This window comes from Streptomyces sp. NPDC056361 (genome assembly GCF_042262805.1).
Classification (GTDB): domain Bacteria; phylum Actinomycetota; class Actinomycetes; order Streptomycetales; family Streptomycetaceae; genus Streptomyces.
Window position 1 is genome coordinate 40,599 of record NZ_JBHJQI010000026.1, and the last position, 21,377, is coordinate 61,975.

18 protein-coding genes and 1 pseudogene are annotated in these 21,377 nt (G+C 71.3%); 13 read left to right on the forward strand and 6 right to left on the reverse strand.

Annotated features, from left to right (window positions below; translation table 11 throughout):
- Positions 1 to 233: 233 nt before the first annotated feature.
- Both ACFCY7_RS11395 and ACFCY7_RS11400 read right to left on the reverse strand, forming a co-directional pair.
- On the reverse strand, positions 234 to 887 hold the full coding sequence (locus ACFCY7_RS11395) for a carbonic anhydrase (RefSeq protein ID WP_376483468.1): 654 nt from the start codon (positions 885 to 887) through the stop codon (positions 234 to 236).
- Between the two features lie 505 nt (positions 888 to 1,392).
- Positions 1,393 to 2,073, reverse strand: coding sequence for an NAD(P)H oxidoreductase (locus ACFCY7_RS11400; protein WP_376483469.1), 681 nt, complete (start codon positions 2,071 to 2,073; stop codon positions 1,393 to 1,395).
- A 110-nt stretch (positions 2,074 to 2,183) separates the two neighbouring features.
- Here ACFCY7_RS11400 and ACFCY7_RS11405 point away from each other — a divergent pair, with 110 nt between their 5' ends.
- The gene (locus ACFCY7_RS11405) at positions 2,184 to 3,113 is read left to right on the forward strand and encodes an AraC family transcriptional regulator (RefSeq protein ID WP_376483471.1); all 930 of its coding nucleotides are present in this window, start codon (positions 2,184 to 2,186) and stop codon (positions 3,111 to 3,113) included.
- A gap of 262 nt (positions 3,114 to 3,375) precedes the next feature.
- Here ACFCY7_RS11405 and ACFCY7_RS11410 read toward each other — a convergent pair whose 3' ends face one another.
- A complete protein-coding gene (locus tag ACFCY7_RS11410) occupies positions 3,376 to 3,981 on the reverse strand; it encodes a GPP34 family phosphoprotein (RefSeq protein WP_376483473.1) in 606 nt (201 codons plus the stop codon).
- 331 nt (positions 3,982 to 4,312) lie between these two features.
- On the reverse strand, positions 4,313 to 7,222 hold the full coding sequence (locus tag ACFCY7_RS11415; RefSeq protein ID WP_376483475.1) for a LuxR C-terminal-related transcriptional regulator: 2,910 nt from the start codon (positions 7,220 to 7,222) through the stop codon (positions 4,313 to 4,315).
- A gap of 654 nt (positions 7,223 to 7,876) precedes the next feature.
- Here ACFCY7_RS11415 and ACFCY7_RS11420 point away from each other — a divergent pair.
- The 3 genes from ACFCY7_RS11420 to ACFCY7_RS11430 all read left to right on the forward strand — a co-directional run bounded on the left by ACFCY7_RS11420 (position 7,877) and on the right by ACFCY7_RS11430 (position 10,900).
- A complete protein-coding gene (locus tag ACFCY7_RS11420; protein ID WP_376483477.1) occupies positions 7,877 to 9,484 on the forward strand; it encodes a S8 family peptidase in 1,608 nt (535 codons plus the stop codon).
- Positions 9,485 to 9,820: 336 nt separating this feature from the next.
- Complete coding sequence (locus ACFCY7_RS11425; protein ID WP_376483479.1) at positions 9,821 to 10,654, forward strand: NAD(P)H-binding protein; 834 nt, start codon at positions 9,821 to 9,823, stop codon at positions 10,652 to 10,654.
- Positions 10,655 to 10,741: 87 nt separating this feature from the next.
- Positions 10,742 to 10,900 (forward strand): hypothetical protein, encoded by a 159-nt coding sequence (locus ACFCY7_RS11430; RefSeq protein ID WP_376483481.1) that lies wholly within the window; start codon positions 10,742 to 10,744, stop codon positions 10,898 to 10,900.
- A gap of 36 nt (positions 10,901 to 10,936) precedes the next feature.
- On the opposite strand, the gene ACFCY7_RS11435 is transcribed toward ACFCY7_RS11430, so the two are convergent.
- Positions 10,937 to 11,524: an exonuclease domain-containing protein gene (locus ACFCY7_RS11435; RefSeq protein WP_376483483.1), complete on the reverse strand. Its 588-nt coding sequence runs from the start codon at positions 11,522 to 11,524 to the stop codon at positions 10,937 to 10,939.
- Between the two features lie 55 nt (positions 11,525 to 11,579).
- Here ACFCY7_RS11435 and ACFCY7_RS11440 point away from each other — a divergent pair, with 55 nt between their 5' ends.
- The 4 genes from ACFCY7_RS11440 (at position 11,580) to ACFCY7_RS11455 (ending at position 13,794) form a co-directional block, all read left to right on the forward strand.
- Positions 11,580 to 12,014, forward strand: a complete 435-nt coding sequence (locus ACFCY7_RS11440) for a hypothetical protein (protein WP_376483485.1) — start codon at positions 11,580 to 11,582, stop codon at positions 12,012 to 12,014.
- Positions 12,015 to 12,297: 283 nt separating this feature from the next.
- Entirely contained in the window at positions 12,298 to 12,672 is a 375-nt protein-coding gene (locus ACFCY7_RS11445; protein ID WP_376483486.1) for a hypothetical protein, read from the forward strand.
- 192 nt (positions 12,673 to 12,864) lie between these two features.
- Positions 12,865 to 13,230: an ArsR/SmtB family transcription factor gene (locus ACFCY7_RS11450; RefSeq protein WP_376483488.1), complete on the forward strand. Its 366-nt coding sequence runs from the start codon at positions 12,865 to 12,867 to the stop codon at positions 13,228 to 13,230.
- 351 nt (positions 13,231 to 13,581) lie between these two features.
- On the forward strand, positions 13,582 to 13,794 hold the full coding sequence (locus ACFCY7_RS11455) for a hypothetical protein (protein WP_376483490.1): 213 nt from the start codon (positions 13,582 to 13,584) through the stop codon (positions 13,792 to 13,794).
- Positions 13,795 to 13,879: 85 nt separating this feature from the next.
- On the opposite strand, the gene ACFCY7_RS11460 is transcribed toward ACFCY7_RS11455, so the two are convergent.
- Positions 13,880 to 14,746, reverse strand: coding sequence for a hypothetical protein (locus ACFCY7_RS11460; RefSeq protein ID WP_376483491.1), 867 nt, complete (start codon positions 14,744 to 14,746; stop codon positions 13,880 to 13,882).
- Between the two features lie 612 nt (positions 14,747 to 15,358).
- Here ACFCY7_RS11460 and ACFCY7_RS11465 point away from each other — a divergent pair.
- The 5 genes and pseudogenes from ACFCY7_RS11465 to ACFCY7_RS11485 all read left to right on the forward strand — a co-directional run bounded on the left by ACFCY7_RS11465 (position 15,359) and on the right by ACFCY7_RS11485 (position 21,287).
- The gene (locus ACFCY7_RS11465; RefSeq protein ID WP_376483493.1) at positions 15,359 to 16,510 is read left to right on the forward strand and encodes a S1 family peptidase; all 1,152 of its coding nucleotides are present in this window, start codon (positions 15,359 to 15,361) and stop codon (positions 16,508 to 16,510) included.
- Positions 16,511 to 17,060: 550 nt separating this feature from the next.
- Positions 17,061 to 18,323, forward strand: coding sequence for a family 16 glycosylhydrolase (locus ACFCY7_RS11470; RefSeq protein WP_376483495.1), 1,263 nt, complete (start codon positions 17,061 to 17,063; stop codon positions 18,321 to 18,323).
- Between the two features lie 146 nt (positions 18,324 to 18,469).
- Complete coding sequence (locus tag ACFCY7_RS11475) at positions 18,470 to 20,140, forward strand: beta-1,3-glucanase family protein (protein ID WP_376483496.1); 1,671 nt, start codon at positions 18,470 to 18,472, stop codon at positions 20,138 to 20,140.
- A gap of 105 nt (positions 20,141 to 20,245) precedes the next feature.
- Positions 20,246 to 20,476 (forward strand): annotated as a pseudogene (locus ACFCY7_RS11480) (poly-gamma-glutamate biosynthesis protein PgsC/CapC); the annotation flags it as partial.
- A complete protein-coding gene (locus ACFCY7_RS11485) occupies positions 20,472 to 21,287 on the forward strand; it encodes a C40 family peptidase (protein ID WP_376483498.1) in 816 nt (271 codons plus the stop codon). The pseudogene ACFCY7_RS11480 and the gene ACFCY7_RS11485, both read left to right, overlap by 5 nt.
- Positions 21,288 to 21,377 lie beyond the last annotated feature (90 nt).

The window sequence follows — 21,377 nt, forward strand, 5'->3', positions numbered from 1 at the left end:
CAGAAAGACGTCCCGAAGAACCCGAAAAAGACGCCGTTCCGGCGGCCACGGCCTTGGCCTCCGGAAGGGCGTCTCTCGGAGAGAAAGCGCCGACTCACAGGCCGTAGACCGTAGACCGTGTCAGTCGGGAGAACGACCGGGCTGACCGGGCCGCGACGTCAGGCCGCCTTCCGGACGCCGACGGGACGGAGCTGCGGAGTCGAGCAGCGGAGTCGAGCAGTCGAAACGCCTGCTCATGGACCTTGGATATCCGCCTCGACCAGGGCCGGCACATGGTCGTCGATGCCACGGGCGGTGACGAGCCGGGCGCTGCCCTCGGCCAGGGCGTAGCCCAGGCCGACGACGGCGACCTCGCCCGCCTCGACCTGCTGGGACAGCAGCCGGGACCGGTCGAGCAGCAGGTCCACGGTGTGTCGTATGTGCTCGTCCACGAACTCGCTGTCGGCCGTCAAGCCGGCGGCACGGGCCGCGAGGACGCTCGGTGTGACGCGTTCGACCACGTCACGGATGAAGCCACCGGCGGTGGAGCCGTGCTCCACCGCCGTACGAGCGGCCGCGACGGCGCCGCAGGAGTCATGCCCGAGCACGACCACCAGGCGTGCTCCGAGCACGTTGGTCGCGTACTCGACGCTCCCCAGCACCTCTGCGCCCACGACATGGCCGGCGGTGCGTACTACGAACAGGTCACCCAGTCCCTGGTCGAAGATGATCTCGGCGGCCAGTCGCGAGTCGGAGCATCCGAGGATGACGGCGAAGGGGTCCTGGCCGGGGGCGAGCTCCGAACGGCGGGCGGCATCCTGGTTGGGGTGCTCGGGGATTCCGGACACGAAACGCTTGTTGCCGGCGACCAGGGCGTCGAGGGCAACCGCGGGAGAAGTTCTTGGCATGCACTCACCCTACTTTTCCGGCCATCAGGCGGACTCGAACGGTCCGGGCAGGACGCCGTGCCCGGTCGGCTCCCGCCGCCAGGCTGCCGAGGACGAGTTCCGCAGTACGTTCACGGCAGTACGTTCACGGCAGCCCGCCGACGGCACCAGGGCATGATTCCCGTACCGGCAGGCTTCCTCTCTTCGGCCGAGCGCGAGCGCGGACCGGGCCCGCTTCACCACCACCCGCGGCCGCCCCTCCCCCTCCACGGGCAACGACATCCCTCCCGCTCCTGGTGGTCCGCAGCCGCGGGATCGGTCCGGAGTGGTCGAAGCGGCTGGCCCGGCCCTGCGGCCTTGACCAGCGCGCGCACGTCCGGCGGCAGCGCCGCGTAGGGCGGCATCCCGGCGGCGCGGCGCTCGACCGGCAGGCGGCGGAATTGCGCCCGGCCGTCCGCCGGTGCGAGCCGGGCAACCAGGTCCCGCACGTACTGCCGCAGTGTCAGACCACCGGATCTGGAGGTCGTCAGGCCGGGACGAGTTCGTCCGCGAGGAACTCGTCCACGAACTTCCGTGCGCGACGGTCGAAATCGTTGTACTGCGCCTCCCGTTCGGCGCCGGCGACCGCTTCGCCGACCAGTAGATTGCCTTCGGCGTCGATGCGCTGCGGTCGCTCCTCCGCGTCCAGGAGCAGGCCTACGGTGGAGCGGGAGAAGCCGCAGTAGTAGGCGATGCCGTCGCTCAGGTTGGCCTCGAGGGCGGACTGCATCGACTCCGCGAGGGGGTCGTCGGAGGTGGCGCCGGCCAGGGCCAGCCACAGCATGCGCTTGCCCGCCAGGCGGGGCTTGCTGCGGCCGTAGGCGAACCCGTAGTTCCATACGCGGTCGATCCATCCCTTGAGGACCGCGGGCACGCTCTGCCAGTACACCGGGAAGACGGCGACGACGACATCGGCGTCGAGGATCCGCCGCGTGTGGGCGTGCGTCTCGTCCGAGTACGGCTTCTCCCGGTTGCCCCAGTCCGGCTGGTCCTCCACGTTCATCCGCGGGTCGAACCCCTCGGCGTGCAGGTCGAGCAGGTCGATGCGGTATCCGGCGGCTTCGAGCTGGGCAGCAGCGCGGCGGGCGGTGTGGGCGGTGAGGGAATCGCTGCGGTGGTGCGCGACGACCACGAGGGCCGTCCTGGTGTCACTGCTGTGCTGCGGCACGGTGTCTCCCGAGGGCTCGATCTGTGCAGTGAGTCCAGTACAACCGCGGCACCGTAGATGATCCATGGGAGAAACTCTCCAGAGCATAGGAGATCGTCTACGATTACGCCGTGGATCCTCTGAGTTCACTGCTGAGCGGCATCCGGGCCGAGGGCTCGGTCGTCAGCCATGCCGTCCTGACGGCGCCCTGGAGCATCACCTTCGCCGACGCCGCTCCGCTCACCATGGTCAGCGTGCTGCGCGGGGGCGGCACGCTGCTGCTGGCCGACGGCACCGAGCGCGCGATCGGTGCGGGCGACACGGCCATCGTCCGGGGCCCCGCACGGTTCCGTCTCGCAGACAAGCCTGGCACCGTCCACCACCCCCACACCTCGTACGAGATCAACTGCTTCACCGCGGACGCCGCGTGCACCGGCCAGGAACTCGACGGCATCCACTGGGGCACCGGCCCGGAGGGGGCGACCGCGCTCATCGTGGGCGCCTACCGCGCCTCGGGGCACCGCCACGAACGGCTCCTGCGCGCCCTGCCGCCCGTCCTGGTCATCGCCGAGGACGCCGAGGTCTGCGCCTGGCTGGAGAACTCCGCCGCCGACGCCGCCCGGCTCTCCGCCGGTTCGCAGGCGCTGATGGACCGGCTCCTCGACTGGGCCCTGGTCTGCACGCTGCGCACCTGGTTCGACCGGGCGGGCGCCGACGCGCCCGGCTGGTACCGCGGCCTCGCCGACCCGGTCCTCGCCCCCGCCCTGCACGCCTTCCACGGGCGGCCCGCCGAGAGCTGGACGGTCGCGTCGCTGGCCGCTCAAGCCGGCGTCTCCCGGGCACTGTTCGCCCGACGCTTCACCGAGCTGATGGGCCGTCCGCCCCTCGCCTACCTTACCGAGTGCCGCATGGACGACGCCGAGGCGCTCCTGGCCGACACCGACCTCAGCATCGCCCAGATCGCCAAGACCATCGGCTACGCCGACGCCTTCGGCTTCAGCACCGCCTTCAAACGCCACAAGGGCCTCAGCCCCAGCACGTTCCGCACCACGGCGGCGTGAGTCACGGCACGCCGCTTCAAAGACGTAGGCCCACGCCCCGGACCGCGCCACGACACCGAAATGTCGTGGCAGAGCTCGAACGTCGACGAGCCGGTATAGCAGGACACCGCTCAGGCAGCCGGACGTCAATGGGAGCCATGAACTTCTACGCGGATGAAGACGAGACCCCCCAACCCGGATCGGCAGGCCCCCGGACTCCTGTGGGGCAGCCGGTGGGTCGCTCTCCGTCATCGATGGCTTCGGCCCCGGCCCCCCACTCGCATCACGGCCCGCGCCAGAGGTTGGCGAAGGCCGCGTTCTCGATGGTCCGCCTCTGACGGACGGCCTCCAGCTCCATGACCGCGTCGTGCACGGCGGCGACCACAGAGGTGGCCGCCTCGTCATCGAGGCCCGGCTCGACGTCGGAGGGTCCGCCGCCGATGCCGACGACCGAAGCGAGGGCACTCAGGACGGGTTCCCGCCGCTCCCAGCGATCGACGGCCGCGTGACGGGACGGCGTATCGGCCAGCTCCATGCGTCGCGCACCGAACGGCAGGCGGCCGTCGGCCTTCTGCGTCAGCTCGCCATCGACCTCCAGCGCGGTCTGGTAAGTGGCAGCGAGGTCCCTGCCCCGACGCCACAGCCAGTCTTCGACGCGCTCGTACGGCGTCTGCCGGACGATCCGCGCCCCCGCCTCACCGAGGAGCCGGTCGCCAGGCGCCGACGGCTCACCCGGGACGACACGGTCGCCCTCCAGGGTGACACCCCCGGCACCGAGGAGATCGATCAGCTCGGCGCCCGCGAGCGCGAGCGACAGGTCCCCCTGCCCGACGGTGGGCTCCTGCCCGGAGTCCATCGCGATGATGAACAGGTCTTTCGCCGTGGTCATGAACGGCTCCCCTCGGATGCATCGATGGAGGCGCGCCCCGCCCCTGCCCGGCTGTGGCGCCGTGGAGGCGATGGCACCCTGCCCTTGCAAGTATCGTCCCGGCCGGCCGCTTCCGGCCCGGTCTCGGCCGAATCGCGATCAACGGCTGATCACGCGGACCGGGTGCGCCCTCCGATGTCAGGACAGCACACGACGCCTCAGGAGGTCTCAGGGCCACCCGTCCATCCGCAAGCAGCACCCTCCACAGCCGTCATGCGGTGGCGAGGTGCGCGGTGACTCGGTGGCGAGGTGCGCGATACCGCGGTGCCGTGGTCCGGGCCCCGCGCCTCCCTCACGGCACAGCGATGTCGCCCCTCGACGCAGCGTTCTGCTTCCGCATGATGCGCGCCACGTGGTGCTCCACGGTGCGGGTGGACAGCACCAGGCTCTCGGCTATGTCCCGGTTGGCGCGCCCCTGGACGACGAGACGGGCCACGTCCTCCTCGCGCGGGGACAACCGGTCGCCGTATCCGAGGCGGCCACGGCGGTGGGTGGTGACGATGGCGTGGCGGCGCAGCAGTCGTTGGCAGCGGGCGACGTCCCAGCGGGCGCCCAGCTGCCGGTAGACCTCGACCACGTCCTGGATGCCCCGGGCTGCGGCCACTCCGTGCAGGTCGAGCAGGCAGCGTCCCCGGGCCTCCGCCGCGCGGGCGGCGTCGAGGGGGCGGTCGAGCAGCCGCCACTGGGCCTCCGCGTCCGTCAGCAGGCCGACGGCCTCGTCCGGCCGGTCCGCGGCCTCCGCGAGCAGCGCCCTGCACACGGTCAGGGCCGCGTGGGCGGCGGGCGCGTCGCCGTTCGCGGACCCGGCCGCGAAGTCGGCGACCAGCCGGCGGGCGCGCGCCGTACGGCCGCTGCCGTGGAGGGCCTCCACCGTGACGGGCAGCACCTCGCTCGCCCACACCCAGCCCTGGGTGCGTTCGATCCGGCGCAGCACGTCCTCCACGGCCTCGCACGCCTGCCCGGGGCGCCCGGCCTCCAGGTGGACGCGGGCGGTGGCTGCGGCCGACGAGGTGAGGATGAAGCCCGTGTCGTAGCAGGTGGTGCGGGCGGCCTCCGCGAGGTCGTGGCGGGCCCGGGGAACGTCGCCGAGCACGTGGAGCGAGGTCAGTCCGCGCACCAGCATCGCCTCGGCGGTCAGGTCCGGTATCTCCTGGTAGAGCCGGGTGGTGCGGTCGGCGGCCGCGTGCAGGTCGTCCCAGCGGCCGCCGTGCCAGGCGAGGACCAGGCGGGCGGTCTGGGTGAGTCCTTCCAGATAGGGGCTGCTGGTGTCGGCGAGCCCGGCTACGGCCCGGTCGAGGAAGTCCCGTGCCCGCGTGCCGTATCCGAGCGCGCTGGCCGCGTGCGCCAGGTTGGTCCAGCCCCGGGCGTGGTGCGCGGCCTCCATCGCGGATTCGGCCGGTCCGCGCAGCGCCTCCGCGGCGCACCAGGCGCGTGGGTCGCCCACGAGCATCAGGGCGGTGGCCCGGTTGGCGGCGATGGCCGCCCGGGCGACCGGATCGGTGACCTGCTCCGCGAGCGCCTCGCCGCGGTCCAGCCAGTGCCGGTGCCGGTCGACGGGCCAGCCCTGGATGGAGGGGATGGCGGCGACCGCCATGGCGCGTGCGGCGGTCTGCGGATCGGACGCCTCCAGGTCGGGAATGGCGCGGGCCACCTCTTCGAGGCTGTCCAGCGCCCCTCCGGTCTGGTTGCGCAGGACCACGCTCAGGTGCAACCGGATCTCGCCGCGCAGGCGCGGCGGCGGGTCGTCCTCGTCGAGGACCGTGCGCACGGCGGCGACCACCTGCTCGCCGGCGCGCGCCAGTTGGGCGGTGCGGGCCAGTTTCGCGGCGGTACGCACCCGTCCTGCGGCGCGCGGATCCTGGACGACCGCCCGGGTGTACAGGCGGGTGGCCGTGGCGTAGTCGCCGGTGGCTGCCGCGCGATCGGCGGCCACCACCAGGCACCGTAGAGCTTCGCGGACGCGTCCGGCGGCCGTGTACAGCCGGGCGAGGTCGACCAGCGGCACCGGCCCGTCTCCGGTGCGGTGCAGGATCCGGGCCGCGCGCAGGCTGAGCCGTGCCACCCGGGGCTCCGGCACCCGCGCCAGCGCGGCCCGGCGGTCCAGCGGGTGCCGGAAGGCGAGCGACGACCCGTCGGCCCGCAGTACGGACCGCCGTACGCACACGTCGACCGCCGCTTCAGCCAGATCGGGCGGGCACTCCGCCACCTCGGCGAGGACGCTGACGGGAGCCGGCCGGTCGAGGACCGCCGCCGCGGCGACGATCCGCCACGCGTTCTCGGTGAGCGGCCCGCACCGCCGGGCGAACTCCCGCCCCACACGCCCGGGCACCCCTGCCTCTCGTACGGCTCGTACGGTGGTGGGTGCCGACCCGTTCCGCGGTCCGTCCGTCCCACCGACCGTCAGCAGTTCCCCGGCGTCGTCGAGCAGCGCCCCGACGGCTCCGGGCAGTCCGCCGGACAGCCCGTACACCAGTGCCGCGAGCTCCGGCAGCTCATCCGGTCGCACCTGCGGGTGCCCCCCTGCCCACAGGCGGACGAACTGCTCCGTCTCCTCCGGTGTCCAGGGTCGTACGCGGATCTCCTCGCACCGCCCTCCTCCCGGGGCGCGGACGCCGAGGACCGGCAACCCTGGTGCGGCGTCCTCGGTGACGACCAGCCGCAGCCCGGCAGGCATCGTGGCCGTCAGGTGGTCGAGCAGCCGGAGAGTCGCGGGGTCGGCGAGGTGGATCTGCTCCAGGACCAGCACGGCGTCACCGAGCGAGGCGAGCAGCACCCCCACCGCGCGGGGCATCAGTCCGCGTCGTACCTCCGGGTCCGCGGCCGACGCGGGCGGGCTCGGCAGCCGGTCGGCCAGCTCGGGCACGACGAGGCCCACGACTCCGGTGACCGGCGGCATCCGGTCAGGCGGACCGGGCCGGTAGGGCAGTTGGGCCAAGGCCGAGGCGACGGCCTCCAGAGGTACCGGCTCCGCGCTGTCCGGGCAGGTTCCGCGCAGCTGCGTCCACTCGGCGAACTCCGCCCCGCCGAGCACCTCGTCGACGAGCCGCGACGTCCCCGCCCCGGCCGCCCCCCGAACGACCACGACGCTCCGCCCCGCGCGCAGGGCCGCCCGAAGCCGCCGTGCCTCCTCGGCCCGGCCGACGAACCCGGCCCCTTCGGACCCCACTTCGCCGTGCCGCACATCGAAGGGAGGTCTCTCCACGGCTCCGCCTTTCGCCGGCCACTGCCCGGTAGCTCCGTCGAACGCCGCGGAGTCCCCTGTGGACCGGACTCCCCGTGCGTCCCTGTTCGGGGGTGGCCGCGGCGCCCTCCGGGCACGTAGGTCTATCCGCAGGTGGTCTACCCGCAGCGGGGCCGCCGTCGCAATAGGGGGCGACTACCCAGGGAATCGCATCGGCCCGACGCGGTCGCCGCCGGACGACAGGAGGCGATGCCCCGTCCCCACTCTTTGGGTAGCGCTACGCATTGCCGGCCTCCTCCCGGGTGACCGAAGCTCTGGGCGGTCCGGTCGCGCCGTCCCCGTCCACCGCGGTCCCCAACCGCTGGAGGTACGGGGTGGCAGCACCCCACGCAGTCGTACGGCGTGACCGGATCCGTGCGTCGCGGAGTCCGCTCCGTACGACACGTCACCTCGTCCCGTCGTCTCGGGCGCCGCCATCAAAGGCGCCTGTACGACCGCCCTCGGCCGACGGATCGTCATGGTCCTGACCTGGATCGACGTCCCGGCCGACCGGCGGCCACCCTCCGGGCGCGCCCTCCCCACCCCGGACGGAGCGCGCCCGGAGCCACCGGCGCGACGGATCCCGCCCTCCGGACATCGAGCCAGGTCCGGACACCTCCCACGAAGGAAGCAGTCATGGAGTTCGAAGCTCGCGCCCTCCGGCGCCTGCTCGCCGTCAGTACCAGTGCCGCCTTGCTCGCCGTGGCCTCCGCGACCGCCGCGGCCTCTGCCGCGCCCGCACCGCCGGGCGGCGGGGAAAGCCGCATCGTCGGCGCGGACCGTCCCGGCGCGGTCGAAGGCTCCTACATCGTCACCTTCAAGGGCTCGGTCTCCTCGGCCGACGTGCCCGCCTCCGCGCGCGCCCTGGCCAAGCGACACGCGGGCAGTCTGCGCTACACCTACACCACCGCCCTGCGCGGCTTCGCCGTCCGGATGACGGAGAGCGAGGCCCGGGAACTGGCCGCCGAGCCCACCGTGGCCCGCGTGGAGGCCGACGCCGTGGCGTACGCGGTCGACACCCAGCCCACGCCACCCTCCTGGGGCCTGGACCGCGTCGACCAGCGCGACCTTCCCGTGGACAAGAGCTACACCTACGGGACCACCGCCTCCAACGTGAACGCGTACATCGTGGACACCGGCATCCGCATGAGCCATCGCGACTTCGGCAACCGCGCCGTCAGCGGCTACGACTTCATCGACAACGACGCCAACGCCTCCGACTGCCAGGGACACGGCACCCACGTCGCCGGCACCGTGGGAGGCGGCTCCTACGGCGTCGCCAAGGGCGTCAAGCTGATCGGCGTCCGCGTGCTGAACTGCCAGGGCACCTCGGGCGACACCTGGGCCCCGGTCCTCGCCGGCATCGACTGGGTCACCAAGAACGCGGTCAAGCCGGCCGTGGCCAACATGAGCATCGGCGGCGGAAAGACCCAGTCGGTGAACGACGCGGTCGCGGCCTCCATAGCCTCCGGCGTCACCTGGGTCGTCGCGGCAGGCAACAACAACGCCGACTCGTGCTCCTACTCCCCGTCGTCCACCCCGTCGGCCATCACGGTCGGCGCCACCAACAGCCGCGACGCCCGGGCCACCGGCTGGTCCAACGGCCAGGGCTCCAACTACGGTTCCTGCCTGGACGTCTTCGCCCCCGGCGACAGCATCGTCTCCACCTCCAACTCCGGTGACACCGCCTCCCAGACGATGAGCGGCACCTCCATGGCCTCCCCCCACGTCGCGGGCGCGGCCGCCCTCCTGCTCGCGGCCAACCCGACCTGGACCCCGGCCCAGGTCCGCGACAAGCTGGTCGCCGACGCCACGCCCGACAAGGTCACCGACGCCCGCACCGGCTCCCCCAATAAGCTCCTCTACACCGGCACCGGCGGCACCACCCCGCCGCCCACCGGCAAGAAGTTCGAGAACACCGACGACTACCAGATCCGCGACAACGCCACCGTCGACTCGCCCCTCACGGTCACCGGAGTCACCGGCAACGCCCCCACGAACCTCGCCGTCACCGTCGACGTCCGCCACACCTACCGCGGCGACGTGAAGCTGGAACTGGTCGCCCCCGACGGCACCGCCTTCCTCCTCAAGGACTACAACTCCAACGACAGCGTCGACAACATCCAGGCCACCTTCACCGTCAACGCCTCCGCCGAGTCCGCCGACGGCTCCTGGAAGCTCCGCGCCACCGACAACTGGACCAACGACACCGGCTACATCAACGCCTGGTCACTCCAGTTCTGACCCCGCCGCTTCCCGCGTGACGCGGGTCCCGTGCCGTGCCCAGGGGACGGCCCCGTTCCGGCGAACTCCGCCGAGAACGGGGCCGTCCCGCCGCGTCCCGGTCACGGTGTAGATCTTCCCGTCGGCCGGCGAGAGGCGGGGCAGCGAAGTCGACGAGACCGCGTGGGAAGCAGAGGGGAACCGCCCGGGAGGCAGCTGTCGGCGTACACGTGAGCATGCCCAGCCGAGTACGGATGAACGTGCCCAGCCGCGGGGGCCAGGCGTTTCCTTGACCTGAAGCGTGATTGAGGTTCTAGCGTGTCGCCTACTTGATCATCTGACGACGGGAAACGCCCCATGATCCTCGTGACCGGAGCCACCGGAAACATAGGCAGCGCTCTGCTGAAAGAGCTGCACGCACGCGGTGTCGGGCCACTGAGAGGGCTCACCCGTGATGCCGCACGGGCCGTCTTCCCCGAAGGGGTCGAGGCCGTGGAGGGCGACTTCGCAGAGCCTGCGTCGTTGAAGTCTGTCCTGGAGGGGGTCCGCTCGCTGTTTCTTGTGTCGCGTCTGGGCTCGGACGCCGACATCCTCGAAGCCGCCCGGCAGGCGGGCGTCAGGCACGTCGTGCTGGTGTCGTCCATCACCGTCCAGACCCACCCGCACCTCGGCCCCGCCGGCGAGAACCTGGCGGTGGAACAACTGCTCAAGGCGAGCGGCATGACCTGGACGATCTTGAGGCCGACACAGTTCGCCTCGAACGCCCTCATGTGGGCCACTTCCATCCGTGGCCACGAGACCGTCCACGCGCCGTACGCCGAGACCGCGCTGCCGACCATCCACCCTGCGGACATCGCATCGGTGGCACGCGTGGCACTGACCGAGCCCGGCCACCACGGACGCACGTACGCCTTGACCGGTCCAGAGCCGGTCACCGCCCGACAGCAGGTCGAGGCCATCGCGGCAGCACTGGGCCGGGACGTTCCCTTCGCTGAGATCAGCCGCCGGCAGGCCCGCGCACAGATGGCCGCGGTCTTCGGGCCCGAGGCCGCCGACGCGGTGCTCGACGTCACCGGCGGAGACGTGAACCACGAGCTGCTGATGGTGCGCGACACAGTTTCCCAAGTCACCGGAACACCGGCCCGCCCGTTCCGGCAGTGGGCTTCGGAGAACGCCGACGCCTTCCGCTGAATCGCCTGGACCTGAGCCCGTTCATCCGTACTCAGGTGCGCACTCTCAGGAATACGCCGACAGGCGGCGTGTCCGCCAGGTCGTGGAGTGGATTCCACTGGACGCCTCCATCCCGACCGCGTCGGCCCCGGTCTGGCGCCTGGCGGAACCGTGGAGCAGTTGCTCGTCGCCTACGTCGCGCACAGCGCCCACAACATCGAACGGAACGGCCTGCCCTACCCGGCCACCCTCGACGTGTGTGCGTAGTCCGCCCGTCCGGGAAGAGCCCCATGCGGGCAGCCCTCAGGAGAGCGGGACCTTCGTCGGCCAGGCCTCGCGGGTCGCAAGGTCGAGGACGAGTGCCGCGATGTTCCACGCGTCGTCCTCGCCGCGGTGGTGGCGGCCTTCGAGGGGCAGGCCGGCGATGCGCAGGGCGTAGGCCATGCCGGGCCTTTTGCGCAGCCCGTGGGCATCGGTGAACACGGCCTTGGCGTTGGTGTGGGTGCGGTCCGTCGGGTACCCGAAGGGGTAGGGGACCCCGTCGGCCTGGCACTGCCGGGCGAACTGCCGGCGGTCGTAATCGCCCCAGCTGGCCCAGGGGCGTACCCCGGCCTCGTACTCGTCGGCGAGGATTCGGCATGCCTCGGCGAAGGTGACTCCCCGGTCCACCTCTGCCTGGGTCAGGCCGGTCAGTTCGGTGCAGAAGTCGCTCACTGTCGACCGGGCCGGGCGGACCAGGATGCGGTGGCGGGACACGCGTCGACGGGCCGGCACGTCCACGACGGTGAGGCCGATCTCGATGATCTCGTTGACGGACCCGGGCGGTGGTTGTCCGTTCCAGCAGGTGGCTTCCACGTCGATGATGTTCAGCAGGGTGGATTCATGGTGCATGGGGGTGAGGGTAGGGATGTGAGGCGATTGCGGCACCTGAGTTTCCGGCTGCCTCATGGCCGCCATCAACGGCCTTTGCACGCAAGGTCTTTCCGTATCTCTGCCGGCGCGCTTCCGGGAACCTCCGCCCGACCTCGATGCCCCGCACCCGATGATGTGGGATGGCGGCATGGTGAGGCGCAAGAAAGAGAAGAAGAAGCGACCGTCCTTCGGTGTTCCGGCGGGGATTCTTCTGATGGTCACGTCCACGGGCTGGGTCGCCAGCTTCCGCACCGTGGAGGGTGGAATGGTGTGTGGGCGTCTGGACCTGCCGGTCCATGCCGACCCGCAGGACGCGCGGGACCAGGCGGCCGCGGAGGTGACGGCAGTCACGCGCGCCGTCCATGGATTCGACGTCGAGGTGACGTGGGAGGAGCCGTTGGAGCCTTGGGTCTGGAACGCCCGGGTGACTCAGGTGGCGGCGAAGGGGCCGCCTCCGGAGGAGAGTTGACGTGGGGAGGGTGATCGAGGCCTGTGTGCGAGGAGGGCCGGCTCTTCGTCACGGGACGTTCCGGGCGGAGAGGATCAGCTGCCTGTCCTCGCTGGTCAGGACGTTGAGGGCGCCCGGGTGGGTGGATCCCGCGGGAACGCCGGATGTCAGATCACGGGGACGGATTCCGGCCGGATTTCCGATGTGCCTGACGGCCCCGCGGTCAGTGGGTAGCGTCTGCGCTCAAGATCCGGCTGCGGCATGAGGGCGGCCGGGCGGTCGCGAACGCAGAGAGCGAGTACTGATGTTGACTGTGGAGACGTCTCTGAAGGAGGCGATGACCTCGATCGAGGGAAGTCTGGGGGTGGCGCTCGTCGACTACACGAGCGGCATGGCGCTGGGGACGCTGGGCGGGGGCAAGGACCTCGACCTGTCGGTGGCCGCGGCGGCAAACACCGACGTGATCCGCGCGAAGGTCCGCGCGATGGAGATGCTGGGCCTCAGGGAGGACATCGAGGACGTGCTGATCACCCTCGGGAGTCAGTACCACCTCATCCGGCTGCTGGGCGGTCGTGGGGGCAACGGTCTGTTCCTGTACCTCGTGCTGGACAAGGCGAGGGCGAATCTGGCCATGGCCAGGCACCAGCTGAAGCGCATCGAAGCGGAACTGGAGCTCTAGTCTTTCTCCCTTGTTCCCGGCTTCGTGCGCCCATGAATTGAAAGATTCTTCAACTCGACACATCTGAAAGTGATCAGTCGGGGGGCGTTCCGGAGCCGGGAGGCGGGAGAATGACAGGAGCTGGGCATGGAGAAACCGGCAGGTCTGTCCGGTAGCCCTTGGATTCGTCGTACCGGGCGGGAGTGTTGTCGCATGCAGGTGCCGCTGTACCAGGTCAAGGCGGAGTTCTTCCGCATGCTCGGACACCCCGCCCGGATCCGCGTACTCGAACTGCTCCAGAACGGCCCGGTACCCGTACGCGAGCTTCTGAACGAGATCGACATCGAGCCGTCCAACCTGTCCCAGCAGCTCGCCGTTCTCCGCCGGTCCGGCATCGTCGTCTCCGTCCGTGACGGCTCGACCGTCAGTTACGCGCTCGCCGGCGGCGACGTGGCGGACCTGCTGCGCGCCGCGCGGCGCATCCTCACCGAAATGCTCGCCGGACAGAGCGAGTTGCTTGCCGAACTCCGGGACACCGACACTGACACCGCGGTGCAGGCGAGTCCGCCCCGGCGATGACCGAACCGGCCGGTGTCGGGCCGTGTCCGCCGACGCACACTCGAATTCCCGGACATCGACTGCATCCGGATCGACGCCGGGGAAGAAGCCTCCACGGAGCCTCTGTCGTACCCCCGAGCGGCGGAGGCTCCGCACGTCGAGCCGGCCCCCGGCGCGGTCGGCGCCACTGCCGGCCCCGGTCTCCCGCCCCTGCTTCGCGTCACCCCGCCGGCATCGTGTCCGGCGTCATGAACGGGTCCGTGAGCCTGGCCAGGCCGTACGCCTGGTCGTACGCACCGTCGCCGATCCACTGACGCACCGACTGCTCGGCGTGCTGCCGCAGGGCTTCAGCTCGGGAGTGCCCCGCTGGGGGTGCCCGACCATCTCCCAGAACGCCTGCCCGGCTCCGTACACGACCGCCGCGTCCTCGCCCCGCTCCGGCGCCGCGAGGGCGACCGCGAGCAGGTCGCGACCCTGACCCGGCGGTACAGCCAGCGGACGGTGGAGGTCTGCACCAGCGAGCCGGGCGCCGGGACGACCCGGGCGCTGCGCGTTCTGGTCTGCTGGAGGGTCCCGGATGGCTGATGAACCGGGCCCGTCCGTATGCGGGATGACGGCGCCGCTGCGGTGAGGGCGGCTCCGCGGCATGGGGTTGCCCAGCCCGGCCGGGTCACTCTCCTCCGCAGCCCCCGCAACCGCCGCAGGTGCTGTCGGAGCAGGTGTCGATGCCGGCGCCGCAGGATGCGCCGCTGTCGCTGCGCGTGTGGTGGCGGGCGGGTTGCGAAGGTGAGGGTGGCGGCTTGGGGCGTTCCTTGGTGCGGGCGATCGCCTGTCGTGTGGAGTCGGGCAGGGCCGCGCGGGCGATCTCGGCCACGTCCTTGCAGAAGGTGTCGAGGGCCTTCCAGCGGCGCCGCGTCTCGGACGGCCACAGGCATGCCGCTGCCCACTGCACCACCCAGGCGGCCATGCACACGTAGAGCCAGGACATTCGGTGGACGTCGGGGACGAACGGAGTCAGTGCCATGACCCCTCCGGCGTGGACGCCCATGGCAAACGAGGTCAGCATCGAAGTCGCGAGCATGAGGGACTGACTCTTGCCCGAGACCGTCGGGTGGACTGCGGGCGCCTCGCGTTCGACGCGTTCCCGGAAGGAGGTGAAGCGGGCCTCGGCCGGGATCTCGTGCAGTTTGGTGGTCGTGCCCTTCGGCGTGGCGCGGATCGCTTCCGCCAGGGCGCGGAGGGCTTGGTCCGTCTGCTTCCTCCCGCGGTGGGTGGGGCGCAGCTCGCCGGTGGAAGACACCTTCGCGACGCCGTCGTCGACGAGCATGCAGACCGCGGTCTCGGCTGCTTCGGCGATTCCCCCGAGGTGGAACGAAGCTCGCACCGGGTGGAGTCGGGAGGCGAGCAGGCCCTTCACCACCCGCCGCTCCCCCTTGTCACGGAGCCGGCAGTAGGCACCGCGCAGTCCGTTGCACACCGCGAAGATCAGCAGCCAGAACGCCACGATCCCCTCGCTGTCGGTCAGCCACCAGTCCACCCGTCGCCCCCAGCTCTCGGTGCGGTCTCCCAGCCGTCCTCGGGGCCCTCGACCGCACTGTTGCTCGGTCTGCCCCTCTGCCCTTCTGCCCTTCTGCCCCTCTGCCCCTCTGCCCCTCTGCCCCTCTGCCCCTCTGCCCCTACCAGACCCTTGCGCCCTCTCCGTGGTTCCCAACTGCCCGGAGATGGATGTCGTGGTGAGAAGCCATGGAGCCACGGCGGTCCCGGGACCGGCTGACGTGAGCACAGGGTTTGTTCGCGGCCGGCCCTCGCGAAGTGGGGTGGCGGGAACGTCGACTTCCAGAAGGGCTCGGTCGAACGGGTGCACGCCTTCGACAAGGCGCTTTCCTCCGAGGAGGTGGCCGCGCTGCGCGCAGCCGAGAAGCCGTAGGGCTACGTCCACGGCGCTGCGCGCGACGACCACGCGGCCCTGGACCCCCGGGGCCGCGAGCACGGTCCCGCGGTCCGGGACTTCGTCGTGCCCGCGGGTGGGGGACGGGGCCGGCCGTCACGACGGCCGGAATTTGGTATGGACCTGACAAGCGAGACCGGTTAGCGTGACGGCGACGCCTCGCTGAGAGCGCTCTCAAAGCCCCCCACATCAGGAGGTCCCGTGAAACGCACCACCCCCCTGCGCGCTGCCATCGCCGCCCTGCTTCTGACGGTCGGTCTGGGCGCCGCCCAGGCCGGCGTGGCGGGCGCGGCCCCGCTTCCGGAGCCCCCGGCTGCGCCGTCCGCCTCGGCCGGACTGATCGACGCCATGAGCCGGGACCTCGGGCTCACCGCCGCCGAGGCCGAGGAACGACTGAACGCCGAGAAGGCCGCCGTCGCGGTGGAGGCAGCGGCTCGTCGGAGCGCCGGCGCCGCCTACGGCGGTTCGTGGTTCGATCCGGCGAGCGGCCGGTTGGTCGTCGCCGTGACCGACCGCGCCGAGGAGGCGGAGGTCCGGGCGCTGGGCGCCGACACGCGGCTCGTCCGGCACAGCGCGGCCGCGCTGGACCGCGCCAAGGCCCGTCTGGACGCGCTGCACGCACCCGCCGGAGTGGCCGGCTGGCACGTCGACCCGAGGACCAACAGCGTCGTGGTCGACGTCGCGCGCTCCGAGCGGCAGACCCCCGCCGTGCGGTCCTTCGTGGACCGGGCCCGGGCCGGCGGCCCCATCACCGTCGCCGAGACGGCGCAGGCCCCCCGTACGTACGCGGCCGGCACGGTCGGCGGCGACCCGTACTACACGGGCAACGTCCGCTGCTCGATCGGCTTCTCCGTGTACGGGGGCTTCGTGACGGCCGGGCACTGCGGTCGGGCCGGCGCGGCGGTGCGCGGCTGGGACGGCTCCGCGATGGGCACTTTCCAGGGCTCGTCGTTCCCCGGCGACGACTACGCGTACGTCTCGATCCACAGCGGCTGGTGGACCGTGCCCGTGGTTCTCGGCTGGGGCACCATCCCCGACCAGCTCGTCCGCGGTTCGGCCGAGGCCCCGGTGGGCTCCTCGATCTGCCGCTCCGGCTCGACCACGAACTGGCGCTGCGGCACGGTCCTGGCCAAGAACGAGACGGTCAACTACAGCCAGGGTGCCGTGTACCAGATGACCAAGACCAGCGTCTGCGCCGAGGGCGGCGACTCCGGCGGCTCGTTCCTCAGCGGTGACCAGGCCCAGGGCGTCACCTCCGGCGGCTGGGGCAACTGCTCCTCCGGCGGCGAGACGTGGTTCCAGCCGATCAACGAGATCCTCGGCCGGTACGGCCTGCGGCTGCACACCGCCTGATCCCGCGACACCGGACGGGTCCTTCCGGGCGCAAGCGCTCGGAAGGACCCGCGGTTTGGCTCCCCGCCACGCCTCAAACCGACCTCAGCCGACCGGACTTCGGGCTGCCCTCGACGATCTCGAACCGAAGGAAAGCGACCCGGCCGGCCGCTCCTCCGTCCCTGACTGCCATCGTGCCGCGCCACGGACGGCCACCGCCGATTTCGGGGCGACACTCCGCCAGAAGGAGGGCCTGACATGTCGAGCCGGGACTGTAGGACCGACCGCCCGAGAGGCCCCATTCCCATCTCCCGCACTCCCTCAAGCCAGCCTTAAGGGAGCGTTAAGTTACGGACTGCTGGAGAAAACCGCAGCTCAGAGGTGTGTAAGCAGTGACCTCCGACGTTGCCATGACAGTTACCCCTCCGTAATACTCACTGCCTCCGGGTGACATCTCGTCACGCTTGAGAGCGCTCTCATGTGCGATCCGCAGGTTCGGCCTGCCCTATCGCCTTCGTTCCCCATCGCCCATCCCATCCCATCCCCCATCCCCAGACAAGGGAGCACGCCCATGGCTGCTGCTCATCGCGCACGACGCTGGTCCTTCGGCGGCGTGGTGCTCGTCCTGACCGCCGCCCTCGTCGCGGCGGTCCTCATCTCCTTCAGCGGCTCGGTCGTCCCACGGGCCGGTGCCGCGGTCGCCGCGCAGACCTGGTCCGACGAGTTCGACGGCGCGGCGGGGCGCGCGCCCGACGGCGCCAAGTGGACGCTGGAGACAGGTGGTTCGGGCTTCGGCAATCACGAGCTGCAGTACTACACCAACAGCACCTCCAACGCCGCGCTGGACGGCCAGGGCCACCTGGTCATCACGGCGCGGAAGAACACCGACGCCGGCCTCGGCTGCTGGTACGGGCAGTGTCAGTACACCTCGGCCCGGCTGAACACCGCCCGGACCTTCACCCAGGCGTACGGCCGCTTCGAGGCCCGCATCAAGATCCCGCGCGGCCAGGGCATCTGGCCGGCGTTCTGGATGCTCGGCAACGACCTCGGCACCGTGGGCTGGCCCAACAGCGGCGAGATCGACATCATGGAGAACATCGGCCGCGAGCCCAACACCGTGCACGGGACGGTGCACGGCCCCGGCTACTCGGGAGCGGGCGGACTCGGCTCCGCGTACAGCCTGCCCGGCGGCCGCGCCTTCGCCGACGACTTCCACGTGTTCGCCGTCGACTGGAGCCCCAACTCGATCGTCTGGTCGGTGGACGGCACCGCGTACAAGACCCTCACCCCGGCCGACACCGGCGGCAACAAGTGGGTCTTCGACCACCCGTTCTTCATCATCCTCAACCTCGCGGTCGGCGGCGACTGGCCCGGCAGCCCGGACGGTTCCACGGCCTTCCCGCAGACGATGACCGTCGACTACGTCCGCGCCTCCTCGTCCGGCAGCGCCCCCGCCGCACGCCCGATCCGCGGCATCGGCGGCATGTGTGTCGACGTCGCAGGCGCCTCCAGTGCCGACGGCACTCCCATCCAGCTGCACAACTGCACGGGCAACGCGGCCCAGCAGTGGACCATCGGCGGCGACGGCACCGTCCGTGCCCTCGGCAAGTGTCTGGACGTGGCCGGCGGCTCCACCGCGGACGGCGCGGTCGTCCAGCTCTACACCTGCAACGGCACCAACGCCCAGAAGTGGACGTACACCGCGGCCCACGACTTCACCAACGTCGGCGCGAACAAGTGCCTGGACGCCAAGGGCAACTCCTCGGCCGACGGGACCCGGCTCCAGACCTGGACCTGCACCGGCGCCGCCAACCAGAAGTGGACGGTCGGCTGACCGTCCCACCCCGGCGGACGGACCCTCCGTCCCACCCCGGCGGACGGGCCCTCCCCTCCCCTCCTGACCTCCCCGCATCCGACCGCTCCCCCACCCGACCTCACGAAGAACGGACCCCCACCGTGACGGCACGCCACCAGCGAACGATGTCCCGCAGAAAACTCCTCGCCGCGACCGCGGGCCTGGCCGTGGCGGTCCCCGCCGTGGCCACCTGGCTCGAGGCCGGGGCCAACGCGGCCACCACGCCCACGCTCCCCCTCGACCTGGTCAACACCACGGGCAACAACACGGTGTACGCCTACGTGCTCGGCCGCGACCCGGCGGCCGGCGGCAACTGGGCCTTCATCCAGGCCAACGGCTCCACCCTGTACCACCCGCCGGCCCCGGCCAACGACCAGACCCCGCTCGGGGCCGACTGCGCCATCGCGCTCAACGCGTCCGGAGCCGGGGCACGCAGGGTCACGCTGCCGAGGCTGTACAGCGGCCGCATCTACTTCTCCGTCGGCGCGAAGCTCACCTTCCTGATGAACCGGGGCGGCGGGCTGGCCCTGCCGTCGGTGAGCAATCCCACCGACCCCAACGCGAACGTCCACCACGACTTCTGCGAATTCACCTTCAACGCCGATCAGTTGTACGCGAACATCACGTTCGTCGACATGGTCTCGCTGCCGATCGCCTTCCAGCTGGAGACCGGCCAGGGCATCCAGACGGTGCGCGGGCTGCCCTCCGACGGGCTGTCCCGGGTGGCCGCGGCCCTGCGCGCCCAGTCCGCCGCCGACGGCAGCGACTGGAGCAGGCTCATCGTCGGCAAGAGCGGGGGCGGCGACCTGCGCGTGCTCAGCCCCAACCTGGCGATCCGCGGCAACAACGCCCTGTTCCGCGGCTACTTCGACAGCTACGTCGACGAGGTGTGGAACAAGTACCGCTCCACCGACCTGCGCATCGACACCCAGTTCACCTGGGGAACCCTCACCGGCCGGGTCAACGGCGACACCCTCGCGTTCCCCGGGGCCGGCAGTTTCACCAAGCCGTCGACCCTGTCGATCTTCTCCTGCAGCGACGCGCCCTTCACCACGGGCAACGACCTGATGGGCAACCTCAGCGCACGGCTCGCCGCCGCGTTCAACCGCACCACCCTGCTGGACAACCCCCACCAGCCGACCGCCGAGAACCCGGCCGCCTTCTACACCCGGCCCCGCACCAACCACTACGCCCGCATCCTGCACGACACCACCCCCGACCACCTCGGGTACGCGTTCCCGTACGACGACGTGCACCCGGCTGGCGTCGACTTCGAGGGCAAGGTGCAGTCCGGCAGCCCCGGCCGCTGGACCATCACCGTCGGCGGCGTGGCCGGCGGGGGCGGCACGCCGAGCCCGACGCCGACCGCCACCGCCACGGGCGGCGGGGTCAGCGCCTTCGCCACGATCCAGGCCGAGGCGTTCAACGCCCAGTCGGGAGCCCAGGTCGAAGCGTGCTCCGACAGCGGCGGCGGCTCCGACGTCGGCCACCTGTCCAACGGCGACTGGCTCAAGTTCTCGTCCGTCGCCTTCGGCGCCACCGGCGCCACCCGGTTCAGCGCCCGCGTCGCGTCCGGGGCCGCCGCCGGTGTCAGCGGCCTGGTCCAGGTCCGCCTCGGCAGCCCCACGGCCACCCCGGTCGGCAGCTTCGCCGTCGCCAACACCGGCGGCTGGCAGGCCTGGCGCACCGTCCCCGCCGACATCGGCCGCACCACCGGCACCCACGACGTCTACCTGACCTTCGACAGCGGCCAGCCCGCCGACTTCGTCAACGTCAACTGGTTCACCTTCGCCTGAGGGGCGTCCGGGCCGGGGCTCGCGGACGCGCGGGTCCCGGCCGCGTGCCGACCAGGAGGAAGCACGGTCCTCCCCCCGGTCAGTTCCTGCGAGGCATGCACGCGCAAGCGACTGTTCGCCGCCGTCGTGCTGATGGGAGTGCTGCTGCAGGCCACGGTGTACGTGGTGCTGCGGAAGGAATTCCCCATGCTCTACGGAACGCAGACCCTCGGATTCATCATGCCCGGCCTGATCGCCTACCAGCTCATCCGGCAGCCCCGGGGCGCCACCGTGCTCGCCACCAGTACGGTCACCCTCGCCACCTACGTGGTGCTGACAACCGGCATCCTGCATGGTCGCGAGCTTCACCGACGGAGCCCGTACGGCCGTGCTCGCCGGCCCCGTCCGTACCTTCACCGAAGCGCGTTTCACCAAGGCGAAGGTGGTCACGGACCGATGGGTGCGGCTCCTCCCCCGGCCCTGGACAGCCGGTGCCGAGAAGGCCCACTGGTTCACCGTCTGGTTCGACGCCGAACGAACCAGCACCGAAACCGACCTGATGGCCTTCGCTCACGAATACCTCCACAGGGCGAAACCCAAGAAGGACGCGCAAGGGACCGCGTACGCCGGTGACGCGGGCTTCGGCCCCGACAACCCCGACCCCACCGGCGACAAGCGACTGGAGGAGTCGGACTTCTACGACTACCTCGGCATCCCCTACACCTTCCGCAACGGCACCACCGTTCAGCCCGAGAAGAGCCGCTACCGCGCCGTCGACTGCTCCGGCTACATGCGCCTGATCTACGGCTACCGGGCACGCTTCCCGCTGGCCCCGAGCGACACCGCCGGCGACGGACTGCCCCGCACCTCGAACGCCATGGCACGCAGCAAGGTCGGCGTGGACATCCTGGCCCTCACCGGGCAGCGCCCCCGCTCGCTCGGCAAACTCCAGCCCGGTGACCTCGTGTTCTTCGAGATCGACGCCCGCACAGGACCCCGGCTCGACCACGTCGGCATGTACATGGGCCTGGACACCGACGGAAAGCCCCGCTTCGTCTCCAGCCGCGAGGAGGCCGACGGCCCCACCTTCGGCGACCGCGGCGGCACAGCCCGGCTCGACGGCAACGGCTTCTACGCAGCGGGGCTGAGAAGCGCGAAGCGTTTGTAGCGCCGTACACGCACGGCTGATCGGGCCGCCGGAACAGCGAGGAGCGAGCGCCCCAACAGGTCGCTCGCCTCGCCGACCCAGCCCCGGACG